22 protein-coding genes are annotated in these 18,637 nt (G+C 67.9%); 9 read left to right on the top strand and 13 right to left on the bottom strand.

What is annotated here, in order from left to right; all coding sequences use genetic code 11:
* Nucleotides 1-93: 93 nt before the first annotated feature.
* The 4 genes from KXC42_RS05925 to KXC42_RS05910 all read right to left on the bottom strand — a co-directional run bounded on the left by KXC42_RS05925 (nt 94) and on the right by KXC42_RS05910 (nt 1,689).
* Entirely contained in the window at nt 94-324 is a 231-nt protein-coding gene (locus KXC42_RS05925; protein WP_019287993.1) for an RNA-binding S4 domain-containing protein, read from the bottom strand.
* A 99-nt stretch (nt 325-423) separates the two neighbouring features.
* A complete protein-coding gene (locus tag KXC42_RS05920) occupies nt 424-621 on the bottom strand; it encodes a hypothetical protein (protein ID WP_019287992.1) in 198 nt (65 codons plus the stop codon).
* Between the two features lie 165 nt (nt 622-786).
* Nucleotides 787-1,287 carry a DUF2505 domain-containing protein gene (locus KXC42_RS05915; protein ID WP_006550651.1) on the bottom strand — a complete coding sequence of 167 codons (501 nt, stop codon included), beginning with the start codon at nt 1,285-1,287 and terminating at the stop codon, nt 787-789.
* A 66-nt stretch (nt 1,288-1,353) separates the two neighbouring features.
* Complete coding sequence (locus KXC42_RS05910; RefSeq protein WP_037215768.1) at nt 1,354-1,689, bottom strand: hypothetical protein; 336 nt, start codon at nt 1,687-1,689, stop codon at nt 1,354-1,356.
* Nucleotides 1,690-2,031: 342 nt separating this feature from the next.
* On the opposite strand from KXC42_RS05910, the gene KXC42_RS05905 reads away from it, so the two are divergent.
* The gene (locus KXC42_RS05905; protein WP_219130020.1) at nt 2,032-2,991 is read left to right on the top strand and encodes a ferritin-like domain-containing protein; all 960 of its coding nucleotides are present in this window, start codon (nt 2,032-2,034) and stop codon (nt 2,989-2,991) included.
* A gap of 129 nt (nt 2,992-3,120) precedes the next feature.
* A complete protein-coding gene (locus tag KXC42_RS05900) occupies nt 3,121-3,834 on the top strand; it encodes a type 1 glutamine amidotransferase domain-containing protein (RefSeq protein ID WP_059381546.1) in 714 nt (237 codons plus the stop codon).
* Here KXC42_RS05900 and KXC42_RS05895 read toward each other — a convergent pair.
* Entirely contained in the window at nt 3,824-4,846 is a 1,023-nt protein-coding gene (locus KXC42_RS05895) for an alpha/beta hydrolase (protein ID WP_033097259.1), read from the bottom strand. The two genes, KXC42_RS05900 and KXC42_RS05895, sit on opposite strands and share 11 nt — an antisense overlap.
* Before the next feature lie 609 nt (nt 4,847-5,455).
* Between KXC42_RS05895 and KXC42_RS05890 the strand changes: the two genes are divergently transcribed.
* Nucleotides 5,456-6,913: a benzaldehyde dehydrogenase gene (locus KXC42_RS05890; protein ID WP_006550656.1), complete on the top strand. Its 1,458-nt coding sequence runs from the start codon at nt 5,456-5,458 to the stop codon at nt 6,911-6,913.
* 64 nt (nt 6,914-6,977) lie between these two features.
* On the opposite strand, the gene KXC42_RS05885 is transcribed toward KXC42_RS05890, so the two are convergent.
* Nucleotides 6,978-7,955 (bottom strand): NAD(P)/FAD-dependent oxidoreductase, encoded by a 978-nt coding sequence (locus KXC42_RS05885; RefSeq protein WP_006550657.1) that lies wholly within the window; start codon nt 7,953-7,955, stop codon nt 6,978-6,980.
* Nucleotides 7,952-8,797 (bottom strand): trans-aconitate 2-methyltransferase, encoded by an 846-nt coding sequence (locus KXC42_RS05880; protein ID WP_219130019.1) that lies wholly within the window; start codon nt 8,795-8,797, stop codon nt 7,952-7,954. The genes KXC42_RS05885 and KXC42_RS05880 overlap by 4 nt, the downstream gene beginning before the upstream one ends.
* Nucleotides 8,798-8,845: 48 nt before the next feature.
* On the opposite strand from KXC42_RS05880, the gene KXC42_RS05875 reads away from it, so the two are divergent.
* Complete coding sequence (locus tag KXC42_RS05875) at nt 8,846-9,430, top strand: helix-turn-helix domain-containing protein (RefSeq protein WP_019287984.1); 585 nt, start codon at nt 8,846-8,848, stop codon at nt 9,428-9,430.
* An 18-nt stretch (nt 9,431-9,448) separates the two neighbouring features.
* Here the strand turns inward: KXC42_RS05875 and KXC42_RS05870 are convergent, their stop codons facing one another.
* The 4 genes from KXC42_RS05870 to map form a co-directional block, all read right to left on the bottom strand.
* On the bottom strand, nt 9,449-9,937 hold the full coding sequence (locus KXC42_RS05870) for an FBP domain-containing protein (RefSeq protein WP_006550660.1): 489 nt from the start codon (nt 9,935-9,937) through the stop codon (nt 9,449-9,451).
* Between the two features lie 86 nt (nt 9,938-10,023).
* Nucleotides 10,024-11,277, bottom strand: coding sequence for a formamidase (gene fmdA, locus KXC42_RS05865; protein WP_039586368.1), 1,254 nt, complete (start codon nt 11,275-11,277; stop codon nt 10,024-10,026).
* A gap of 40 nt (nt 11,278-11,317) precedes the next feature.
* Nucleotides 11,318-11,608 carry an FmdB family zinc ribbon protein gene (locus tag KXC42_RS05860; protein ID WP_219130018.1) on the bottom strand — a complete coding sequence of 97 codons (291 nt, stop codon included), beginning with the start codon at nt 11,606-11,608 and terminating at the stop codon, nt 11,318-11,320.
* A gap of 89 nt (nt 11,609-11,697) precedes the next feature.
* A complete protein-coding gene (gene map, locus KXC42_RS05855; RefSeq protein ID WP_019287982.1) occupies nt 11,698-12,477 on the bottom strand; it encodes a type I methionyl aminopeptidase in 780 nt (259 codons plus the stop codon).
* Nucleotides 12,478-12,569: 92 nt separating this feature from the next.
* Here map and KXC42_RS05850 point away from each other — a divergent pair, with 92 nt between their 5' ends.
* Nucleotides 12,570-12,836: a helix-turn-helix domain-containing protein gene (locus KXC42_RS05850; protein ID WP_006550664.1), complete on the top strand. Its 267-nt coding sequence runs from the start codon at nt 12,570-12,572 to the stop codon at nt 12,834-12,836.
* Nucleotides 12,837-12,917: 81 nt separating this feature from the next.
* Nucleotides 12,918-13,832 carry a hypothetical protein gene (locus KXC42_RS05845; RefSeq protein WP_138842094.1) on the top strand — a complete coding sequence of 305 codons (915 nt, stop codon included), beginning with the start codon at nt 12,918-12,920 and terminating at the stop codon, nt 13,830-13,832.
* A gap of 16 nt (nt 13,833-13,848) precedes the next feature.
* Here the strand turns inward: KXC42_RS05845 and KXC42_RS05840 are convergent, their stop codons facing one another.
* The gene (locus tag KXC42_RS05840; RefSeq protein ID WP_219130017.1) at nt 13,849-15,120 is read right to left on the bottom strand and encodes an MFS transporter; all 1,272 of its coding nucleotides are present in this window, start codon (nt 15,118-15,120) and stop codon (nt 13,849-13,851) included.
* A gap of 122 nt (nt 15,121-15,242) precedes the next feature.
* Here KXC42_RS05840 and KXC42_RS05835 point away from each other — a divergent pair, with 122 nt between their 5' ends.
* From KXC42_RS05835 to KXC42_RS05825, 3 genes are all read left to right on the top strand, one after another.
* Nucleotides 15,243-16,217 carry a pseudouridine synthase gene (locus tag KXC42_RS05835; RefSeq protein ID WP_019287979.1) on the top strand — a complete coding sequence of 325 codons (975 nt, stop codon included), beginning with the start codon at nt 15,243-15,245 and terminating at the stop codon, nt 16,215-16,217.
* 74 nt (nt 16,218-16,291) lie between these two features.
* The gene (locus KXC42_RS05830) at nt 16,292-17,080 is read left to right on the top strand and encodes a hypothetical protein (protein WP_006550668.1); all 789 of its coding nucleotides are present in this window, start codon (nt 16,292-16,294) and stop codon (nt 17,078-17,080) included.
* A gap of 105 nt (nt 17,081-17,185) precedes the next feature.
* Nucleotides 17,186-17,665 carry an ATP-binding protein gene (locus tag KXC42_RS05825; protein WP_232238039.1) on the top strand — a complete coding sequence of 160 codons (480 nt, stop codon included), beginning with the start codon at nt 17,186-17,188 and terminating at the stop codon, nt 17,663-17,665.
* Here KXC42_RS05825 and KXC42_RS05820 read toward each other — a convergent pair.
* A complete protein-coding gene (locus KXC42_RS05820; RefSeq protein ID WP_257606036.1) occupies nt 17,662-18,636 on the bottom strand; it encodes an ABC transporter permease in 975 nt (324 codons plus the stop codon). The genes KXC42_RS05825 and KXC42_RS05820 overlap by 4 nt on opposite strands.
* Nucleotide 18,637 lies beyond the last annotated feature (1 nt).

The raw sequence follows: 18,637 nt of genomic DNA, 5'->3' as shown, positions 1-18,637 counted from the left end.
GTACGGCTTATCACACCGCCCGGACAGGCGACTGCGTCGCAGGTCGCGAGTGCTCCGTGCCGGAGGTTGCGGGCGCTGCGTGCGACGGACGAGCTACAGGACGGGACGAACCCCGCCGGGAGAGACGCCGAAGACCGCCATCGATCGCGTACCCGCGATCGAGACGACGTCCCCGGCACGAAGTGGAGTACGGGGACTGCGGACCTGGCGATGATTGACGCGGACGAGACCTTCCATGAGCAGCGCCGCCGCTTCACCGCCCGAGCCGGCCAGTCCGCTCTCCTGGAGGAAACCGAACAGGGAGTCGCGCACGAGTGCCTCCATGACACCTACGGTCCCCTCCGGAGGCGACGATTCCTCCTCACACGGGGTCCGTGCGGGTGCACATCCGATGAACACACGGCGAACACCGGCGGCCGGGATTCAGGTCTCGGTCGAGATGTCGAACAACGACAACTGGTTCCTCGTCATCTCGGCAGTGATATCCGCGCGGTAGCGCTCCCCCAGATTCTGTGCGACATGGGCAGGGCAACCGAGTTCGCTGCCGATCTGCTCCCAGGTGTATCCGGCCTCGCGGCGTTCCCACGCGTAGCCGCCGTCCTCGTCCCACGGCATCGACATGATTCGATGGTGGCCTGGGTCACACCCCTGTTCAACGACCTGACCCGGTGTGTCGCCGACGAATCCGGCGGGAACGACGATGCCGCCGTACCTCGGAAGAGGAACGACGGCATCGGACCAGATGATCCGTCGATCGGAAGCCGATCGATCGGGCGCCCCTGCGAATCAGTTCTCCGTGAGCCACTTGTCGAGGTCGGTCCGATCGTTCTGGACGATGTTCTCGACGAGCTGGACGATCAGGCCCTCGATCTGCCCGCCGACGACGGGGACCTTGACGGTGGCCTCGCCACGCACCTCGATCTCGGTCCCGCCGGCCGCGTTGCCCCGCAGTTCCGAACGGGCCGCGATCGTGATCGGCAGTCCCGACGTGCTGCCGGCGAGCGTTCCCTGCGCCGTACCGCCCTCGAGTCCGCCCCACTCGTCGGTGCGCTCGATGATCAGAGGTCCTCGCACCACGCCCCGGACGACCGCGGGCAGAGCAGAGGTGTCGATCTGGTCGGAGACCTTCGCGCGGAAGGTTCCGGGGCCGGAGCCGACCTCGAGCTGCGCCACGCCGGTCTGGCTCGCAGCCAGTCGGCTGTTCCAGAAGTCCTCGCTGGTCAAAGCGCCGTGGACGCGTTCGACGCTGTGGTCGAGCGTGGACGTGAAAACGAATTCCTTGGACATGACCGGAGACGATATCCTCCCGCTCGGATCTGGACGAAACGGGCCTACCGGTGTCGTTCTGCCACGTCAGAGAACAGCGACGAGGGTCGCCGCCGCTCCTCCGACGACACCCACCAGAGCGAGCCCGGCCGCCAGGGATCCTGCGACCACCGCGGCGGCTGCGAATCCGCAGACGGCGAGGACGACGAACATCAGCATGCCCGCGATCGGGTGCTCGAGCAGGGCCGGCATCTCCTCTGTCGCCGGAGGTTCCACCTCCCTCGACGCCACGGCGGCCGACGGCGGGGCCTCGACGGACCGCGCGTCGATCGTCTGCGCCGGAATGTCGGCCGACTGCGACGGAGCAACCGTCGCCGGAGCGGTGATCACGTCCGTGGGCATGACGGGTGCTGCCGTGGTCATCGTGTCGTCCCCGCTTTCCTTTGTGCTGCTTGCGGCCGTCTCACGGTCGCCGATCACCTGAGGAGTCAGGCGGACCGCGTCTCGTCCCGGCCTCGATCTCTCACGTCAAGGTGTGCTCCGAAGTTTCCCCGCGAGCAACCGGCTCAAACCGAGACCCGTGCGACTCGCGTGCGCCGAGTGGTCACTGCAGCAACGAACCCGACCAGAGGGTGTGTTATGGATCACATAGACGTTAGCAGTTCCGGGGGTCGGGTAGCCGACAGTTGTCACGTCATTTTCTCGATGGATGTGAATTCGTCGGTAGATCACCGACTCTTCCAGTGCGAAGGAGGCGAACGCACGATGACCGAGAACCGAACTCCCGCGTTGCTCACCCAGTTGCGCACTCTCCACGAACTGACCCATGCAGAGACCCAGGTCGCCGAAACGCGTGTCGCGCAGGCCCGCACCGAAGCGGTACGCAGGGAGCTGACCGAGAACGCCGAGAACTGTCGCATCCGTGCGGTGGCGATCGAAGAGGCGATCCGCGATCTGGGCGGACTTCCCGATGTGGTCGGGCCGTTCATCGGCCGCGCCGCCATCATGGTGAAGACCCTCACCGAACAGGCGCAGCCGTTCGACGAAGCACTGCTGTCCGACCTCGCCCTCGAACATCAGCTCCTCGACCGTGCCCGTTACGTGAAGGCGCTGGCCACCGCGGGCGGACACAAGTCGATCGTGTCGCTGGCGGACCGTCTGATCACGGCTCACACGGCGACGGTCGAGTGGCTCACCACCGTCATCGCGGAGGAGGCGCTCGGCGGTCCTGCCGCTCTGCGTCGTACTCCCCTGCAGGCCGCGGCCGGCGCAGCGGTGCGCCTGGTCAACACGCCGGTCACCTGGTCGGCGCGCAGCATCGATCGAGCGATCGACGTCGCCCGCTCGACGCGTCCCCGCATCGAGTCGCTGCTCTCGCGCGGCGCACACGCCGGTGACGTCGCAGCCAAGACCATCGGTGCGTCGCGCGATGCGGCTCTCGAGACGGCCGAGCGCGTGAGCCGTCGTGAAGGTGCCGACGGCACCGCCGACGCTCTGCACAAGGCACGCAGCGCCTCGGGTGTCCTCACCGAGGAGGAGCTGCCGATCCGGAACTACGACGATCTCACCGTCCCGAAGGCCGTGGCGGCGGTCAAGGAACTGACCGAGCCGGCGGACATCCGGGCGATCGTCGCCTACGAGGAAGCGCACAAGGCACGACACGGCGTGATCTCCGCGGCCCAGACCCGTCTGGCCGCCATCGCGCAGGAGGTGGTCGGCGTCTGATCCGCCGCACCCCCAGTCACGTCACACGATCGCCGGGTTCCTCGTGGGCCCGGCGATCGTCGTCACCCCCTGTGTCGGTCCCGTTCACAGCGGGTACGCGACCTCTACGTTCATTCGAAAGGACACGCCATGACCCGCATCCTGTTCGTCGTCAGCTCCGCCGATCATTGGACGTTGCAGGACGGCACCCGCCATCCCACGGGCTTCTGGGCGGAGGAACTCGTCGAGCCGTACACCGTCTTCGACGAGGCCGGCTACGACATCACCGTTGCCACTCCGGGCGGCCGCACGCCCGTCGTCGACCAGGCCAGCCTCGAACCCGACGCTGCGGGCGGCGAGGACCGCGTGGCCGAGTTGAAGTCGTCGCTCGAGAAGCTGCAGCCGGTGCTCGCCGGTGCGGCGGTGCTCGAGGACCAGCGAGCAGAGGACTTCGACCTGCTGTTCGTGCCCGGTGGCCACGGCCCGATGGAGGATCTGGCCGTCGACGAGCGGTTCGGTGAACTCGTGCGGCACTTCGTCGAGGCCGACAAGGTCGTCGCGATGGTGTGCCACGCCCCGGCGGCCCTGCTCACCGCCCACGAGTCCGGCGGCCGTTGGCTGTTCGAGGGTTACAGCCTGACGGCGTTCACGAACATCGAGGAGGTCCAGGCAGGACTGGCCGACAAGGCACCCTGGCTGCTGCAGGACCGACTCCAGGAGGCGGGCGCGGTCTTCTCGTCCACGGACGCCTGGCAGCCGCACGTGGTGGTCGACCGCGTCCTGTACACGGGCCAGAACCCGGCCTCCTCGCGGCCGCTCGCCGAACGCGTCGTCGCCGAGATCCCCGCGCGCGCTACGTCGTGACCTTGCGGACGAAATCGATCGTCCGCTCGAGCGCGGCACGCGCATCCGGTGTCGACAGATCGAACTGGTACTCGTGTGCCAGTTCCGGTGTGTGATCGTCCGGATAGAACAACGCATCCACCTGCACACCCAGTCCGGTGAGCCGCTGCGCGAGCCTCTCGGACTGGGTGGCGGTGAGCGGATCGGCGTTGCCACCGGAGATGTAGGTGGCCGGGAAGTTCTCGGTGACCGAGTTCAACACCGACATCTGGCCCGCCGCATCCGAAGTGGCGAACTCCCGGGCGCCGGTGTAGGCCCACATCGCCTGCTCCACGCCCCATCCGATCAGCCCGCCGCTCCCACCGATCGCGGACACGTCGTAGATGCCGCAGTTGAGCACGACACCGCGAACGTTCTCCGGAGTGAAGGCCGGGTCGACACCGAGGGTCGCGGCGTAGTCGGGATCTGTGATCGCGGCGGCGATCTGCGCGGACAGTTGCGCCCCGGCCGAATCACCGGCGAGCACGATCCGGTCGGTGTCGATGTGCAGTTCGTCGGCGTGCTCGAGCAGGTAGCGCTGCGCATCGACGAGTTGCCGCACCGGGGTCGGATAGCGGTGGCCCGGTGCGAGCGAGTAGCCGACCGACACCACGGTGAATCCGGCGGCCGCGAGACGCCTGTAGTAGCCCGCGTAGTTGGTGCGGTTGCCCGACAACCACGCGCCGCCGTGCGTCCACACGATCGTCGGCAGCGCCTCGGTGGTCCCCGGCGGTGTGTACACGTCGAGATAGGCGTCCGGGTCGTCCTCCCCGTAGTGGAGGTCGGCGACGAAGTCCGTCTCCGGAGCGTCCACCGCGAGCTTCGCGGTCTGCTCCCGCGCGTCGCGTTCGAAGACCTTCCGCACCACCAGTGATCCCGGCACAGGGGTGAGGACGAACGCCGCCGCCACGCCGACGAGCACCACGACGAAGACGATCAGGATCCATCGACCGACGCGCCGACGCGGCGCTCTGTCCGTACTGCCCTCCGACACCTGTCACTCCTACCCGGGTCACGACGCGCCCGGGCGGATCCGGACCGAACGATCATGTCAAACAGTGCGGCGGGATGCGGGTTCTCGGGCGGGGCGTCCGCGCCGCGAGACGACCGTCAGGGTTGTTCGCTCAGCGCCTGCAATCGGGTCTCCTCGAGGTCGAGGCGGCGCTGGGCCGCACCGAGCGTCTGCGAACTGTAGGTACCGCGCGCCCGGCCCTCGAGCAGGGCCCCGCGTTCGGCCGCGATGGTGAGCAGCCGCAGTGGTCACGACGACGAGAAGGACCCCGAGTCCGCTGATGGCCTTGAAGTTCCGGCGGAAGTCCTGGGCCGGCATGCTCAGCGCGGCCGAGTACAGCCGCGATGCTCACGGTGCCGGCGATGCCGACCACTGCCATGAGAGCCAGATCCATTCGGATCATCGTGCTCGCTCATGACCCTTCGGCCGCGGAGCGGTGCACGTGGTGTTCGTCGTGCGTAGACGGATATCGCGGGCTTTCTCGTTGAATGAGAAGAATCGATCCTACGAGCCGTCATCGCTCCCACACTCGTGGAACACATCGGTGTCCCACGCGCGCGGGACGGCGACGACCACGCTGAGGAGAACTCTATGGCCTTGCTCGACGAAGCCCTGTGGACGGGAAAGATCCATCTCGACGGCTGGCGCCCCGGCAACGGCGGCACCACGAAGGTCACCAACCCCGCGACCGGGGAACAAATCGCCGAGATCGGCCTGGCCGACCCCGATGACGTCTACGCCGCCGCCCGCGCTGCCGCCGCCGCACAGAAGTCCTGGGCCGCCACGGCGCCGTCCGAGCGTGCGGAGATCCTCCGTCGCGCCGGCGAGAAGTTCCGTGAGCACGCCGACGAACTCATCGGCTGGGGACTCCGCGAGGCCGGGTCCATTCCGGACAAGGCCGCCATGGAGGTGTTCGGTTCCGCCACCGAGTGCTTCGAGGCGTCGGCGCTGCCCACCCATCCGCACGGTGAGTACCTGCCGTCGGACAACGGTCACTGGTCCATCGCGCGCCGCCTGCCCGCCGGCGTCGTCTCGGTGATCGCACCGTTCAACTTCCCGTTGCTGCTCGCGATGCGCTCGGTTGCCCCGGCTCTCGCCCTCGGCAATGCGGTGCTGCTCAAGCCGGATCCGCGGACCACCGTCATCGGTGGTGTCGCCGTGGCCCGGATCTTCGAGGAGGCCGGACTACCCGCCGGTGTGCTGCAGGTGCTGCCCGGTGGTGGTGACGTCGGCGCCGCAACCGTCGATGCTCCCGAGGTGCGGGTGGTCTCGTTCACCGGATCCACCGCCGCCGGACGCCACGTCGGCAAGGCCGGCGCGGAACATCTCAAGCGCACCCACCTCGAACTCGGCGGCAACAACGCGATGATCGTGCTCCCCGGCGCCGACGTCGATCTCGCTGCCGGTGTCGGAGCGATGGGATCGTTCTTCCACCAGGGCCAGATCTGCATGACCACCGGCCGGCACCTGGTGCACGAGTCCGTCTACGACGACTACGTGCGCGCCCTCGCCGCGAAGGCGGATGCGCTCGTCGTCGGCGATCCCGCAGGCGGCCCGGTTCACCTGGGCCCGATCATCGACGAGCGTCAGCTGGCGAACATCGACACGATCGTGCAGGACACCGTCGCCGCGGGCGGCACTCTCGCTGCCGGAGGCACGCACGAGGGGTTGTTCTACCGGCCCACCGTCCTGACCGATCTGACCACCGAGATGCCCGCCTGGGGCCAGGAGATCTTCGGTCCCGTCGCGCCGGTGCTGAAGTTCTCCGACCCGGACGAGGCCGTCGAACTGGCCAATGCGTCCGAGTACGGCCTGTCGGTGAGCATCGTCGGCGACGTGGGACAAGCGATGAAGATCGCCGACCGGATCCACTCGGGCAAGATCCACATCAACGAGATGACCGTCGCCGACGAGGCCAACGCTCCCTTCGGCGGGGTCGGGGCATCCGGTACCGGTTCCCGTTTCGGCGGTCCAGCCGCGAACATCGAGGCGTTCACCGAGACCCAGTGGGTCACGGTGCGTCCCGACATCGCGCCCTACCCGTTCTGACGCAGATCGCGAATCGGCCGGGCGAGCGTGTGCTCACCCGGCCGTTCTCGTATGCCCGACAGGACTATTCGGCGAAGGTGAGTCCGCGGGCGGCTCGTTCCTCCACCGCCGCGGCCGTCTCCTCCGCGATCAGGTCGGCGTTCACGGCCGCCCCTGTCATCACGCCGGCGCCTGCAGCGACCACGACCACCGCGGAGAGGTCGGCGGAGTTGCCCGCCGCCCATACGCCGGGCAGAGCGGTCTTCCCCGTCGGATCGGTCTCGATGAGGGTCCCCACGGGATGGTCGGTGACCGTTCCGCCGAGCTGCTCGTACAGGTCGGCGCGGGCGACGAAACGCGGTGCGACCACCACGGCGTCGACCTCGACCTCGGTGCCGTCCTCGAGCACCACGGCACGGACCTCCTCGCCGTCCGCTCGCAGTTCCGCGACGGTGCCGTCGACGATCCGCACGTCGCGCGCCTCGAGCTGGTCGCGGGCCTCGCTCTCCAGGGCGGGCGCCGAGTGGGTGAAGAAGGCGACGTCGTCGCTGAGCTGACGGAACAACAGGGTCTGGTGCACGCTCATCGGCCCCGACGAGATCACGCCGACGCGCCGGTCCCGAACCTCCCAGCCGTGGCAGTACGGGCAGTGCAGGACACTCTTCCCCCACAGTTCGCGGACTCCGGGCAGGTCGGGCAGCTCGTCGACCAGTCCCGTCGCGAGGATCAGTCGACGTGCCTGCACGGTGGTGCCGCCGGAGAGACCGATCTCGAATCCCGTGTCGCTGCGACGAGCGGATTCTGCTCGTGCGGACAGGATTTCGGCGCCGTATCCGGCGGCCTCCTTCCGTCCGAGAGCCAGCAGTTCGGTCGGCGCGATGCCTTCGTGTCCGATCACGTTGTGCGCGGCCGCGGCAGGGGCGTTGCGCGGTTCTCCGGCATCGACGACAAGCACCGAGCGGCGTGAGCGTGCCAGCGCTGTGGCGGCACTCAGTCCGGCGGAGCCGCCGCCGATCACGACGACGTCGTAACCGTCCTGTGTGGGGTTCTCCTGGGTGTTCATCGGTTCTCCTCCTTGATTGCCTGTGCGATCCACACGGTTCGGGATCCACGCACCACCAGATCTGCCCGGTGCAGCACCGAGTCGGGACCGTCGCCGACGAGCCGATCGAGCGTGTCGAAATCCTCGTCGGACACGGCGTTGTCGAGGCCGGTCCGCATCCGGCTCAGCACCGCGTGGGCGTATCGGCGTGCGGTGTCGTCGACGTCGGCACCGAGTTCGTCGCGGCGCATCTCGACCATCCCGAACCCGGCGCGACGCAGGTTGTCGCTCCAGTCGGGCCACCTGTTCCACCCTCGGGACGCCGCGGCCTCGTGACATCTCGCTTCGAGTCCCGGTGTACCGATACCGATGTCGTCGGGCAGGAATCGTGGTTGCGACTCCATCTCGGTGACGACCACCGTCCCCCCGGGTGCCATCGCCTCGGCGAGTTGCCGGAGCGTTGCATCCGGATCCTCGACGTGGTGCAGGGACAGCGCCGCCCAGGCGAGGTCGATCGCACCGACGGCCGGAAGTCCTGCATCGAGGTCGGCCTCGACGGTCCGGATCCGATCACCGAACCCGTTGTACGCGGCGGTCTTGCGGAGTCGTTCGAGCATCCCGGCGGACCGGTCGAGAGCGACGAGCTGCGCGTGAGGGAACCGGCGCGCCAGGGCGAGTGTGCCTGTTCCTGTGCCGGCGCCGATGTCGACGACGGTGCGCGGTTCGCGCTCGAGCTGTCCGGCGACCCGGTCGAGCAACGACTCGAAGTAGGGCCGGTTCATCGCGGCGTCGAGGTCGAGCACCTCGGCCATCGACTCGTCGTGCGCGTGGTCGTGCGGTGCGTGGTGGGCGTGGTGGTGCATGACTCCACGTTAGGACGCGTCATCCAGTTTCGGCATATACTCTTGCCTATGGAGCAAGAATCGTCCGATCTGGACCAACTCATCCGTCAGCGCATCCGCAGCCTGCGGCTCGCGCGGGGGTGGACCCTCGACACTCTCGCAGGCCGGTGCCACATCAGCCCGTCCAACCTGAGCCGCATCGAGACGGGCCGTCGCAGGATCGCACTCGACCAGCTCGTTCCCATCGCGCGGGCACTCGACACCACGATCGACCAGCTCGTCGAATCCGGCGAGGACCAGGACGTGGTGATCAGGCCCCAGGCGTGCGACACCCCGGGGTACACGACCTGGCTATTGTCGCGGGAACGATCACTGGGCGGCGTCACCATCGCCAAGATGCGGATCACGAAGCAGGAGCCGGTGCCGGCCGACACGCTCCCCGTGCACCCGGGGCACGAATGGTTCACCGTCCTGACCGGCACCGCCCGGCTCCAACTCGGCGAACGGACGATCCTCATCCAGGAGGGCAACGCAGCCGAGTTCTCGACGATGACACCGCACGCCATCAGCGCGCACGACGGACCGGTGGAGATCCTCACGATCCTCGATCAGAACGGGGAGCGTGCGCACCTGCGCAACCCCGCATCGCACTGAAAGGGCCGGGTTCGCCCGTCAGGCATACAGGCGATCGACGAACGCGCCGAGATTCTCGCGGACGCGCTCGGCCTTCTCCTCCGGCTCGAGATCCTCGCGGTACCGGCTGCCCAGTGCGGGCTTCTTCTTGCCGCGCGCGTACAGCGAGCACTGCAGGTCGATGCACATGTAGGTTCCGACCGCGTTGCCCGCTCGACCCGCATCGCCGACCTTGTTCGCCGTCATCAAAGCGATGCCACCCCGGGTGTGGGTGGTGAGGCAGATCGTGCACATCTGCGTCTTGCCCGAGCCCTGCTGTTCGAACCGCATGGCGACACCCACGAGTTCGCCGTCGCGGGGGACCACGATGTAGCCGCGACCGGGGAACGACGGGTCGGTCCAGCCGAGGAAGTCGAGTTCGTCCCACGGCCGGTCGTCGAGATCGCGCGGCACCGGAAGCCGCTTCGCATCACCCTTGGAGCAGTTGACGAAGGATGTTCGAATGTCCCGTTCGGTAAGCGGGTCCATGGCCGGGACCACCTTTCGTTCGCGTATGTACCGACCCGAGGACGGTACGCGCACCGCTCACTCCGGACAAACGATTTTCGCGGCCCTCACGCCGACGAACGCGGCGCTCCGATACCCGGATCGATCGTCACCGGACCGGACGCGGTGGGCGCGACCGGGAAGTCGAAGATCGCCGTCGGAAGATATACCGTGGCACACGAATTCGGGATGTCCACGACACCCGACAAGCGTCCCTCGATGGGTGCAGCCCCGAGCAGGAGATACGCCTGCTCGGGGCTGTAGCCGAATTTCGTCAGATAGTCGATGGCGTGCAGACACGCCCGCTGGTACGCCAATTGCGAATCCAGATACCGCTGTTCGCCGTCGAGCGTCACGGACGTGCCGGAGAACGCGAGCCACTCGGAGTACTGCGGGTCGGTGTTGCCCGGCATGAAGATGGCGTTCTCGCTCACCCCGTAGGTCTCCATGCCACCGGGGATCAGGTCGACGCGCAGGTCGATGAACCCGCCCATCTCGATGGCACCGCAGAAGGTGATCTCGCCGTCACCCTGCGAGAAGTGCAGGTCGCCGACCGACAGATTCGCCCCGTCGACGAACACCGGATAGAAGATCCGGCTTCCCTTCGTGAGGTTCTTGATGTCCTGGTTGCCGCCGTTCTCCCGCGGCGGAGCGGTGCGCGCCGCCTCCGCCGCGACCCGGTCGAAATCGGCGCCCGACAGGCTGCCGAGGATGGCTCCGTTCGGTTCGGGCGGCAGCGCCAGCGCCGGTTCGCGGTCGGGATCCGTCGCGATCAGCGCTGCTTCCCGGGTGTTCCACGTCGACAGCAGTTCGTGCGAGGGCGCCGTCCCCATCAGGCCGGGATGCACGATGCCGGTGAACGACACGTGGGGCACGTGGCGGCTCGTCGCCTTCTGCCCGGAGAAGTCCCAGATCGCCTTGTAGGCGTCGGGGAACTGGTCGGTGAGGAATCCCCCGCCGTTCGTCTTCGCGAAGATGCCGGTGTAACCCCAGCCCTGCCCGGCGAGCGGACCCGAGTCCTCCTGCGGGATCGGGCCGAGGTCGAGGATGTCGACGATGAGCAGGTCGCCGGGCTTGGCTCCTTCCACCGCGAACGGTCCCGACAACGCGTGCACGATGTGCAGCGGGGCATTGCGGATGTCGTCGGCGGAATCGTCGTTGTGGATCTCACCGTCGAACCATTCGCGGCAGTGCACGCGGAAGGAATCCCCCGGTTTCAGCGTCGCGACGGGCGGGATATCCGGGTGCCAGCGGTTGTGGCCGATCTTCTCCTGATCGGTGAACCGGCGGGTCGAATCGAGGGGGAACACGACGTCGGGCACGGGACCTCCTGCAGCGGTGACGGATCAGGGGCTGTGACGATCAGGGACGTGGTAAGGATCGGTGTCGGGGGTCGGTGGTGACCGGCCGTGACGGACGCCTCGGCACACCCGGCAGGGCGCCCGAGACGACGTCGGGTTCGGATGCGGTCCGTGCCGTGGCGTCGTGCAGGCGCATCGCTGCCGAACCGCCGCGGCCGAGACGCGGTGGGGTGAGAGAACGACGAGACTGTTGCTCGCACCGCGGGCACGGAGCCGATGCGGAGACTTCACTCATGGGAACGGAGACGTCGAAGGGCCCGCAGTCGGCACATCGGAACTCGTACAGCGGCATCTGCATCGCCTCTCGCGCGTCGGTGCACCGACCATAACGGACCGAGCGGAAACCCGCGTGTCTACTTCGAATCTTCCTGCCGTCCGGATCTATTCGGTGACGCGCTCCCGTTTCGTCAGCACCAGCGGTTCACCTTCGGTGATCGCGATCGTGTGTTCGCTGTGCGCGGTACGCGAGCCGTCGGCGGAGCGGATGGTCCAGCCGTCCGGATCGTAGACGATCTTGTCCGTCCCCGCCGCGAACCACGGTTCGAGGGCGAGCGTCAAGCCGGGACGCAGCACGAGCCCACGCCCCTTACGCCCGGCGTTCGCCACGTGCGGATCCTCGTGCATGGTGCGGCCGAGACCGTGACCACCGAACTCGGTGTTGACGGGATAGCCGTACTCGGCGGCGACGGCGCCGATCGCCGCGGAGATGTCGCCCAGGCGGTTGCCGGGGAGCGCGACGGCGATACCCGCGGCCAGTGCCACCTCGGTCGCCTCGACGAGATGCCGGTCCTCGGGACGCTCCGCGCCGACGATGATGCTGCGCGCCGAATCGGCGACCCAGCCGTCGATCGAGACCGCGATGTCCATGCTGAGCAGGTCGCCGTCCCGGAGCACGTAGTCGTGCGGGAGTCCGTGCAGCACTGCGTCGTTGACGGACAGGCAGATGACGTTGCGGAACGGTCCGCTCCCGAACGACGGCGCGTAATCCCAGTAGCACGAGACCGCGCCACGTTCCTCGATCATGTCCCGTGCGCGCTGTTCGAGGTCGAGCAGGTTCACGCCGGGACGGGCGCGGCCCGTCAGGTCGTCGAGCAACTCGGCGATGAACGTACCGGTCACATCCATTGCCGCGATCTCACCGGGGGTCTTCAGTTCCAACACGTGGGCACTCCTCAGGATCACGAGACGGTATTTAAATACCACCCTATCGCGACGATCGGTATTTTCATACCGACGCGGTTAGACTGCGGGTCATGGTGCGACTCCCTCTGACCCCGGAACAGCTGGCCGCCGGCAAACGCCTGGGTGGACGGCTGCGCGATGCCCGAGGCAGCAGGACGCTCACCGAGGTGGCTCAGGCCGCCGACATCTCGCCGGAGACCCTTCGGAAGATCGAGACCGGACGACTGGCGACGCCGGCCTTCGCGACGATCGCCGCCCTCGCACGGGTGCTGCCCGTTTCCCTCGATGATCTGGCCGAACTGACCCTTCCCTGTGACGACCTGCAGCAAACCGGGTGATCCCACCCCGCATGACGTAACAGCAGCAGACATCGGCAGCGATATCAGGAGGCGTAACACCGCGACAGCGAAGGGACCCGAATGTCGATGCAGCCTCCGCCGGACGGATACGGCTACGGCTACGGCGCTCCCCCGCCACCCTGGCCCACCCCGACCCCGCCGCGACGACCGAAGTGGCCGTGGCTCGTGGGCGGTGCCCTGCTCGTCGCCGTCGTCGCCGCAGTCGCCGCCCTGGTCGTCGTCCTGACCCGCTCGTCCGATCCGGGATCGGAGAGCGCCGTCGCCGCGAGCCCGTCCCCGTCGACCGTGACGGTCACCGTGTCGCCATCCGCAGCCCCGCAGACCGAGGCGGATCCGCCCACCCCGCGAGCGCAGACGAGCCGGCCTGCCACCCCGAGCGGCTTCCCGACCAACGGCACCCTGAAGGTCGGAGTCGACATCACCCCCGGCGAATACGCGCTACGCCCGACGGATTCGCTCGGCGGCTACTGGGAACGGCTGTCGTGCCTCACGGGCGACTTCGAGTGCATCACGGCCAACAGCATCGTGCAGGGCAACAGCTACGTCACCGTGCTGCCGGGCGACCTGGCCCTGCGGATCGAGGATCTCGAACTCACAGCAACCGGCAATCCCGCGCCCGCGACCGGACCCGCACGTCCACTACCGCCCGTGTCGGCCTCCGAGGACACCGACCCCCAGGGTTTCGTCGGCATCCCCGAGGCGCGGTGCAACCACACGAATCCCGCCGTCGCCATCGGCCAGACGGCCGACTCGCTCGTCGTGGTGTGCGAGACCGGGGCCGGCCGGTACTACTACAAGGGCGTTCGTACGAACGACGGTGCGGCGATCGAGATCGACGACCCCGTGCCCTCGGGCGACGGTTTCACCGCCACGAACGCCGGTGTGCAGTACAGCATCTCGTCGCGTGCTCTCGTCATCTCCGAGGGGTCGACGGTGCTCGCCGAGGAGCCGATGCTGCAGTACTGGTCGCAGTGATCGGCGGTACCGGTGATCACCGGTACCGCGAGGCCGCCCGCCCCGCGCCGCTCTGCCACACACCGTGCACCCCGCTCGGCCCGATGCCTCGATCAAGAGCGAGCAGCAGGACGGCACATCCGATTCCCGACAGCACCAGGCTCGTGCCGAACAGCGCGGGATAACCGAACACGTCTCCGACCACACCGGCGGTGAAGCCCGCGATGCCCTGCACCACGACGATCGCGCACGCGAGCAGGGTGTAGTCGCTGCCGGCGTGGTCCCTGTCCGCGGCGTCCATCATGAGCGTGAACACCGCGACCGTCGCGGCGCCGCCGAGGACGTGTTCGGCCAGGCTCGCGGAGACGATGAGCCCGAACCCGCCGTAGCCGAGCGACGCGACGACGTACAAGGCGAGGCTCGCCGTCTGGGTCACGCCACCGATCAGCAGGGCTTGCCGACGACCGCGACGGAAGCACAGCCACCCACCGAGGGCGGCACCGCCGAGAGCGCCTGCCGAGGACAGCACACCCTTGACCAGCGCGATCTGCCCGAGGGTGAGTCCCGAGTCGGACATGAACGGACCGACCATCGCCGAGCCCATCGAGTCACCGAACTTGAAGCCGCCGATGAGCAGGATGAACGCGAGCATCCCGGGGCGGCGCAGACGCGTCCACCACGCGACCGTCATGCGGGTCGCGCTTCGCGGTTCCCGATCCGTCGTGGCTCGTCGCTCCGTGCGCGGCAGTCGCCACACCGGGATCGTCGTCAGCACCAGCAGGAACGCCATCGCGAGGAACAGGCTGCGCCAACCCGCGAGGGAGAACACCCACAGCAGCGCTCCTCCGCCGACGATCATGCCGATGCGATACGCGCCGACCTGGATGCCGTTCCCCAGCCCGCGCTGTGTCGGTCCGAGCAGTTGCACGGCCAGACCGTCGGTCGCGACGTCCTGCGTTGCCGAGAGGGCGTTGACCACCGCGATGCCGACGAGCAGCCACCGCAGCGTCGACGACAGGTCGAGGCACGCCAGGATCAACGACACCGCCGACGCCGCGAGCTGGAGCGAGAGCAGCCACTGCCGCCGCGTTCCGTAGTGGTCGACGTACGGCGCCCACAGGAACTTCAGCGCCCACGGTGCGAACAGCACACCCGTCGCGCTGATCGCGATCAGCGAGAAGCCGGACTCGCGGAGCACCACCGGAAGCGCCTGGGTGAAGAACCCGTACGGCAGGCCCTGCGCGAAGTACAGAGCAGCCAGCAGCGCGAGCGTGCCGGTCGGGATGCCGAGCCGGGCCGGTGCAGTCATGCGGACATGGTGGCAGAACGGTGTCGGCCGTCCCCGACGAGCATCTGTGAACCGCGCCTCGCTCTCCGATCGCGCCACCGCCGATCACCCGAGGCGCAGCTCACGTCGCGGCCGATGGGAGGATGGTGCCCGTGCCGATGCCCTCACCGTTGCCCGTCAGGAACGGGGTCGGGCCCACGCGACTGCGTGTTCCGACCTCCGGTCCGTGGTCGACGGTCGCCGAGTACGTCGTCGCACGCTTCGACCATCTCGACGCCGACGATCTCTACCGCCGCTTCGACGCCGGCGAGATCGTGGGGATCGACGGAGAACCCATCGGTCGCGGCACCGAACTCGGAGCGCACCGGTTCGTCTGGTACTACCGCGATCTGCCTGTCGAGGAACCGGTGCCGTTCCACGAGGAGATCCTGCATATCGACGACGACCTCGTCGTGGTCGACAAACCGCACTTCCTGCCCACCACTCCGGGCGGGCGCTACCTGCGCGAATCGGCACTGGTCCGTCTGCGGACCCGCCTCGACAACCCCGATCTGACACCGATCCACCGGCTCGACCGGGCGACCGCCGGGCTCGTGATGTTCTCGGCCCGGCCCGAGACGCGCGGCGCCTACCAGTCGTTGTTCGAGAAGCGCCGGGTCACCAAGGTGTACGAGGCGGTGTCCGCACTGCCGGCGGAGTGGGATCCGGCAGCGCCGCAGATCGCCGGACGTCCGGTCCCCGTGCTGTACCGCAATCACATCGAGGCGCGACGCGGTGAGTTGCGCGTCGTCGCCGACGACACCCGCGAACCCAACTCCGAGACCCTGATCGAGGTGCTCGGATCCGGGGTGAGCGGGTCGGGACGGGCCGTTCTGCACACCCTGCTGCGCCCGCACACCGGTCGGATGCATCAGCTGCGAGTGCACCTGGCGGCGCTCGGTATCGGGATCCTCGGCGACCACTGGTATCCCGTGCTGCTGCCCGAGACACCGGACGACCATTCGCTTCCTCTCCAATTGCTCGCGCGGGAACTCGAATTCGTCGACCCCTTGTCGGGGGTCGAGCGTCGCTTCGCCACCCGGCGCAGCCTGGCCGAAGCACCGACCACGCAGGACTGAGTGCGCCCGAGCGGATCCTGGTCGATCCTCCGAAAACTCCGACATGCCCGGCTTCACGAAATACGCTGGTAGGCATGACCAAGGTCGTCGACGGTTACCTCCGGTCGCCACTGTCGGGCATCGCACCGTGGATCCTCATGTCCGTCCTGTCGGCCCCGGGACGGTTCGAGGAAGCGGTGTGTTTCGCTCTCGGCCTCGTCCTGCTGACGATGTGGGTGGGCGCGCGACGCGGCATCAAGATACACGCCCTCGACGTGTTCGGCGCGGCGTTCTTCGTCGTGCTGGCCGCGGTGGGCCTCATCGCGTCGGACGGCGTCATCGACTGGATGGAGATCTGGGCCGGTGAACTCACCAACATCGCGCTCGCGGTGTTCGTCGTCGCCACCCTGATCGCGCGTAGGCCGTTCACACTCCCCTACGCGAAAGAGGACACGCCCCAGGAGTACTGGACGTCTCCCCTGTTCATGAAGATCAACTACGTGATCTCCGCGGTCTGGGCCGGTGCGTTCACCTTCTCCGCCATCGTCGGGTTCATCGGCGACGCCGTGATGCGCGACCCGGGCAACTTCTGGACCGGCTGGGTGCTCCAGCTCGCGGCGATCTTCTTCGCGGTCTCCTTCACCGAGTTCTATCCGGACTACGCCGGTGCGAAGTTCGCGGCGTCGCAGGGCGAGTCCGAACCCGCCCCGTCGCTCCTGAAGCTGATCGACTGGATACCGACGTTCGTGCTGGTCGCGGGGATCTTCGGGTGGGTCACCGACTCGATACCGGACGCGGTCGGGATCGGCATGATCGTCGTCGGCATCATCGGAAGCGCCGTGATCGGCAGACTCTCACCGAAGACCGAGAAGGCCTCCACGTGACGCGGTGCCCTGGCGCCCAGGGGTGCGGATCGGGCCCGATTCGATTCGGATCAGCGATGAGCGTTATCGGTCTCGATCTCGGTGGCGGTGTGTACCGTCGGGCCGGTGGCAGCGAACAGGACCCGAGTGTCTCGCGTCGTGATGATGTGCGGCCCGGCCGGTGCCGGTAAGACCACCTATGCCAAGCGCCTGGAGCGCGGGGGTTGGTTGCGTCTGTCGTACGAGGTGGAGTTCTGGGATCGCGGGATCACGACCATGCCCTCCGCCGACGTGGTGGCCGAGGTATCAGCAGATCTGAAGGCGCGTTTGCTTCGCCATGTCACGGCCGGGAACGATGTCGTGCTCGACTTCGGATTCTGGTTCCGTCGACAACGTGACGAGTTCCGCGCACTGCTCGCACCGCAGGGCATCGTGCCGGAGACCGTGTACATCGCGACGGAGCTCGAGACCATCCTGAGCCGGGTCGGCGACCGGCACGGGAGGTGGGCGGACGATTGGCCGCTGACCGAGCGGACGGCGACGGAGTACTTCGAGCGGTTCGAGCCGCCGACGCCCGAGGAAGGACCGCTCGACGTGGTCCGCTAGGCCGCGACCTGCGCCGAAGGACGCTCTGTCGCTTCCTCACCCACCGCACGTCGCATGCCCACCACGTAGAGCACGAGTCCCACGACGATCCACGCGGCGAGGGTCGACAGCGCGACGAATCCGCCGGCACCGTCGAAGTATGCCGCGGAGCGCACGAGGGTTCCGGCAGCCCCCGGGGGAAGGATCTGACCGAAGGTACCGAGTCCGGACGGCAGCCATGCCGACGTCGTCGCGATACCGGCCAGCGGATTGCCGAGGAACATCATGGCCATCGCACCGATGGTGAACCCTTTGGCGCCGAAGGCCTTCTGGAGTCCGGCCAACGGGAGTGCAAGGGCGGCGATACCGAGGGCCATGGATCCCGCGACCGGCCAGAAGGTCGATTCGATGCTTCCGAAGGCGAAGGTGAGGATGGACGCGACGACGATGCCACCGACGGCGGCGAAGACGAGCAGGCCGGTCAGGTACCAGCCGTTGCTGCGCGGCAGGATCTTCCGGAATGCGACGACCGGGACGATGCCACCGAAGACGAGCGGGAAGGCGAGGCCACCGATGCCGATACCGGTGGGGTCGGATTCCGGCAGCGGGACGACGTCCTCGACGCTCACATCGGCCCCGAGTGCTCCGCCGACCGCCTGCGAGGTTCCGGCGAGCGAACCGGAGATGGCGGTCGAGCCCGCGCCGGCGACCAGCGTGCGGACGCCCGACTCGTCGACGACGAACCCTCCGATGACGTCGCGGTCGTGGATGGCGTCGCGCAGTTCCTGCTCGAAGGCGAATCGCTGCGAGGTGTATGCGTCGGGGGCGGCCGTCGCGAGCGACGTCTCGAATTCTTCTGCCGCTGCGGAGGTCCCGACGATACCGACCTGCAGGTCGTGCGGTCCGCTCTTCAGCGACGGCATGATGAAGACCAGCAGCATCAGCACCAGGATCACCCCGAGCCCGCACGTCATTCCCAGCAGCGACAGCACG

It is taken from the genome of Rhodococcus sp. LW-XY12 (assembly GCF_019317345.1).
Taxonomy (GTDB): domain Bacteria; phylum Actinomycetota; class Actinomycetes; order Mycobacteriales; family Mycobacteriaceae; genus Rhodococcus; species Rhodococcus pyridinivorans.
The sequence above is the reverse complement of the archived record's forward strand: the minus strand, read 5'-3'. Positions and strand labels throughout refer to the sequence as shown.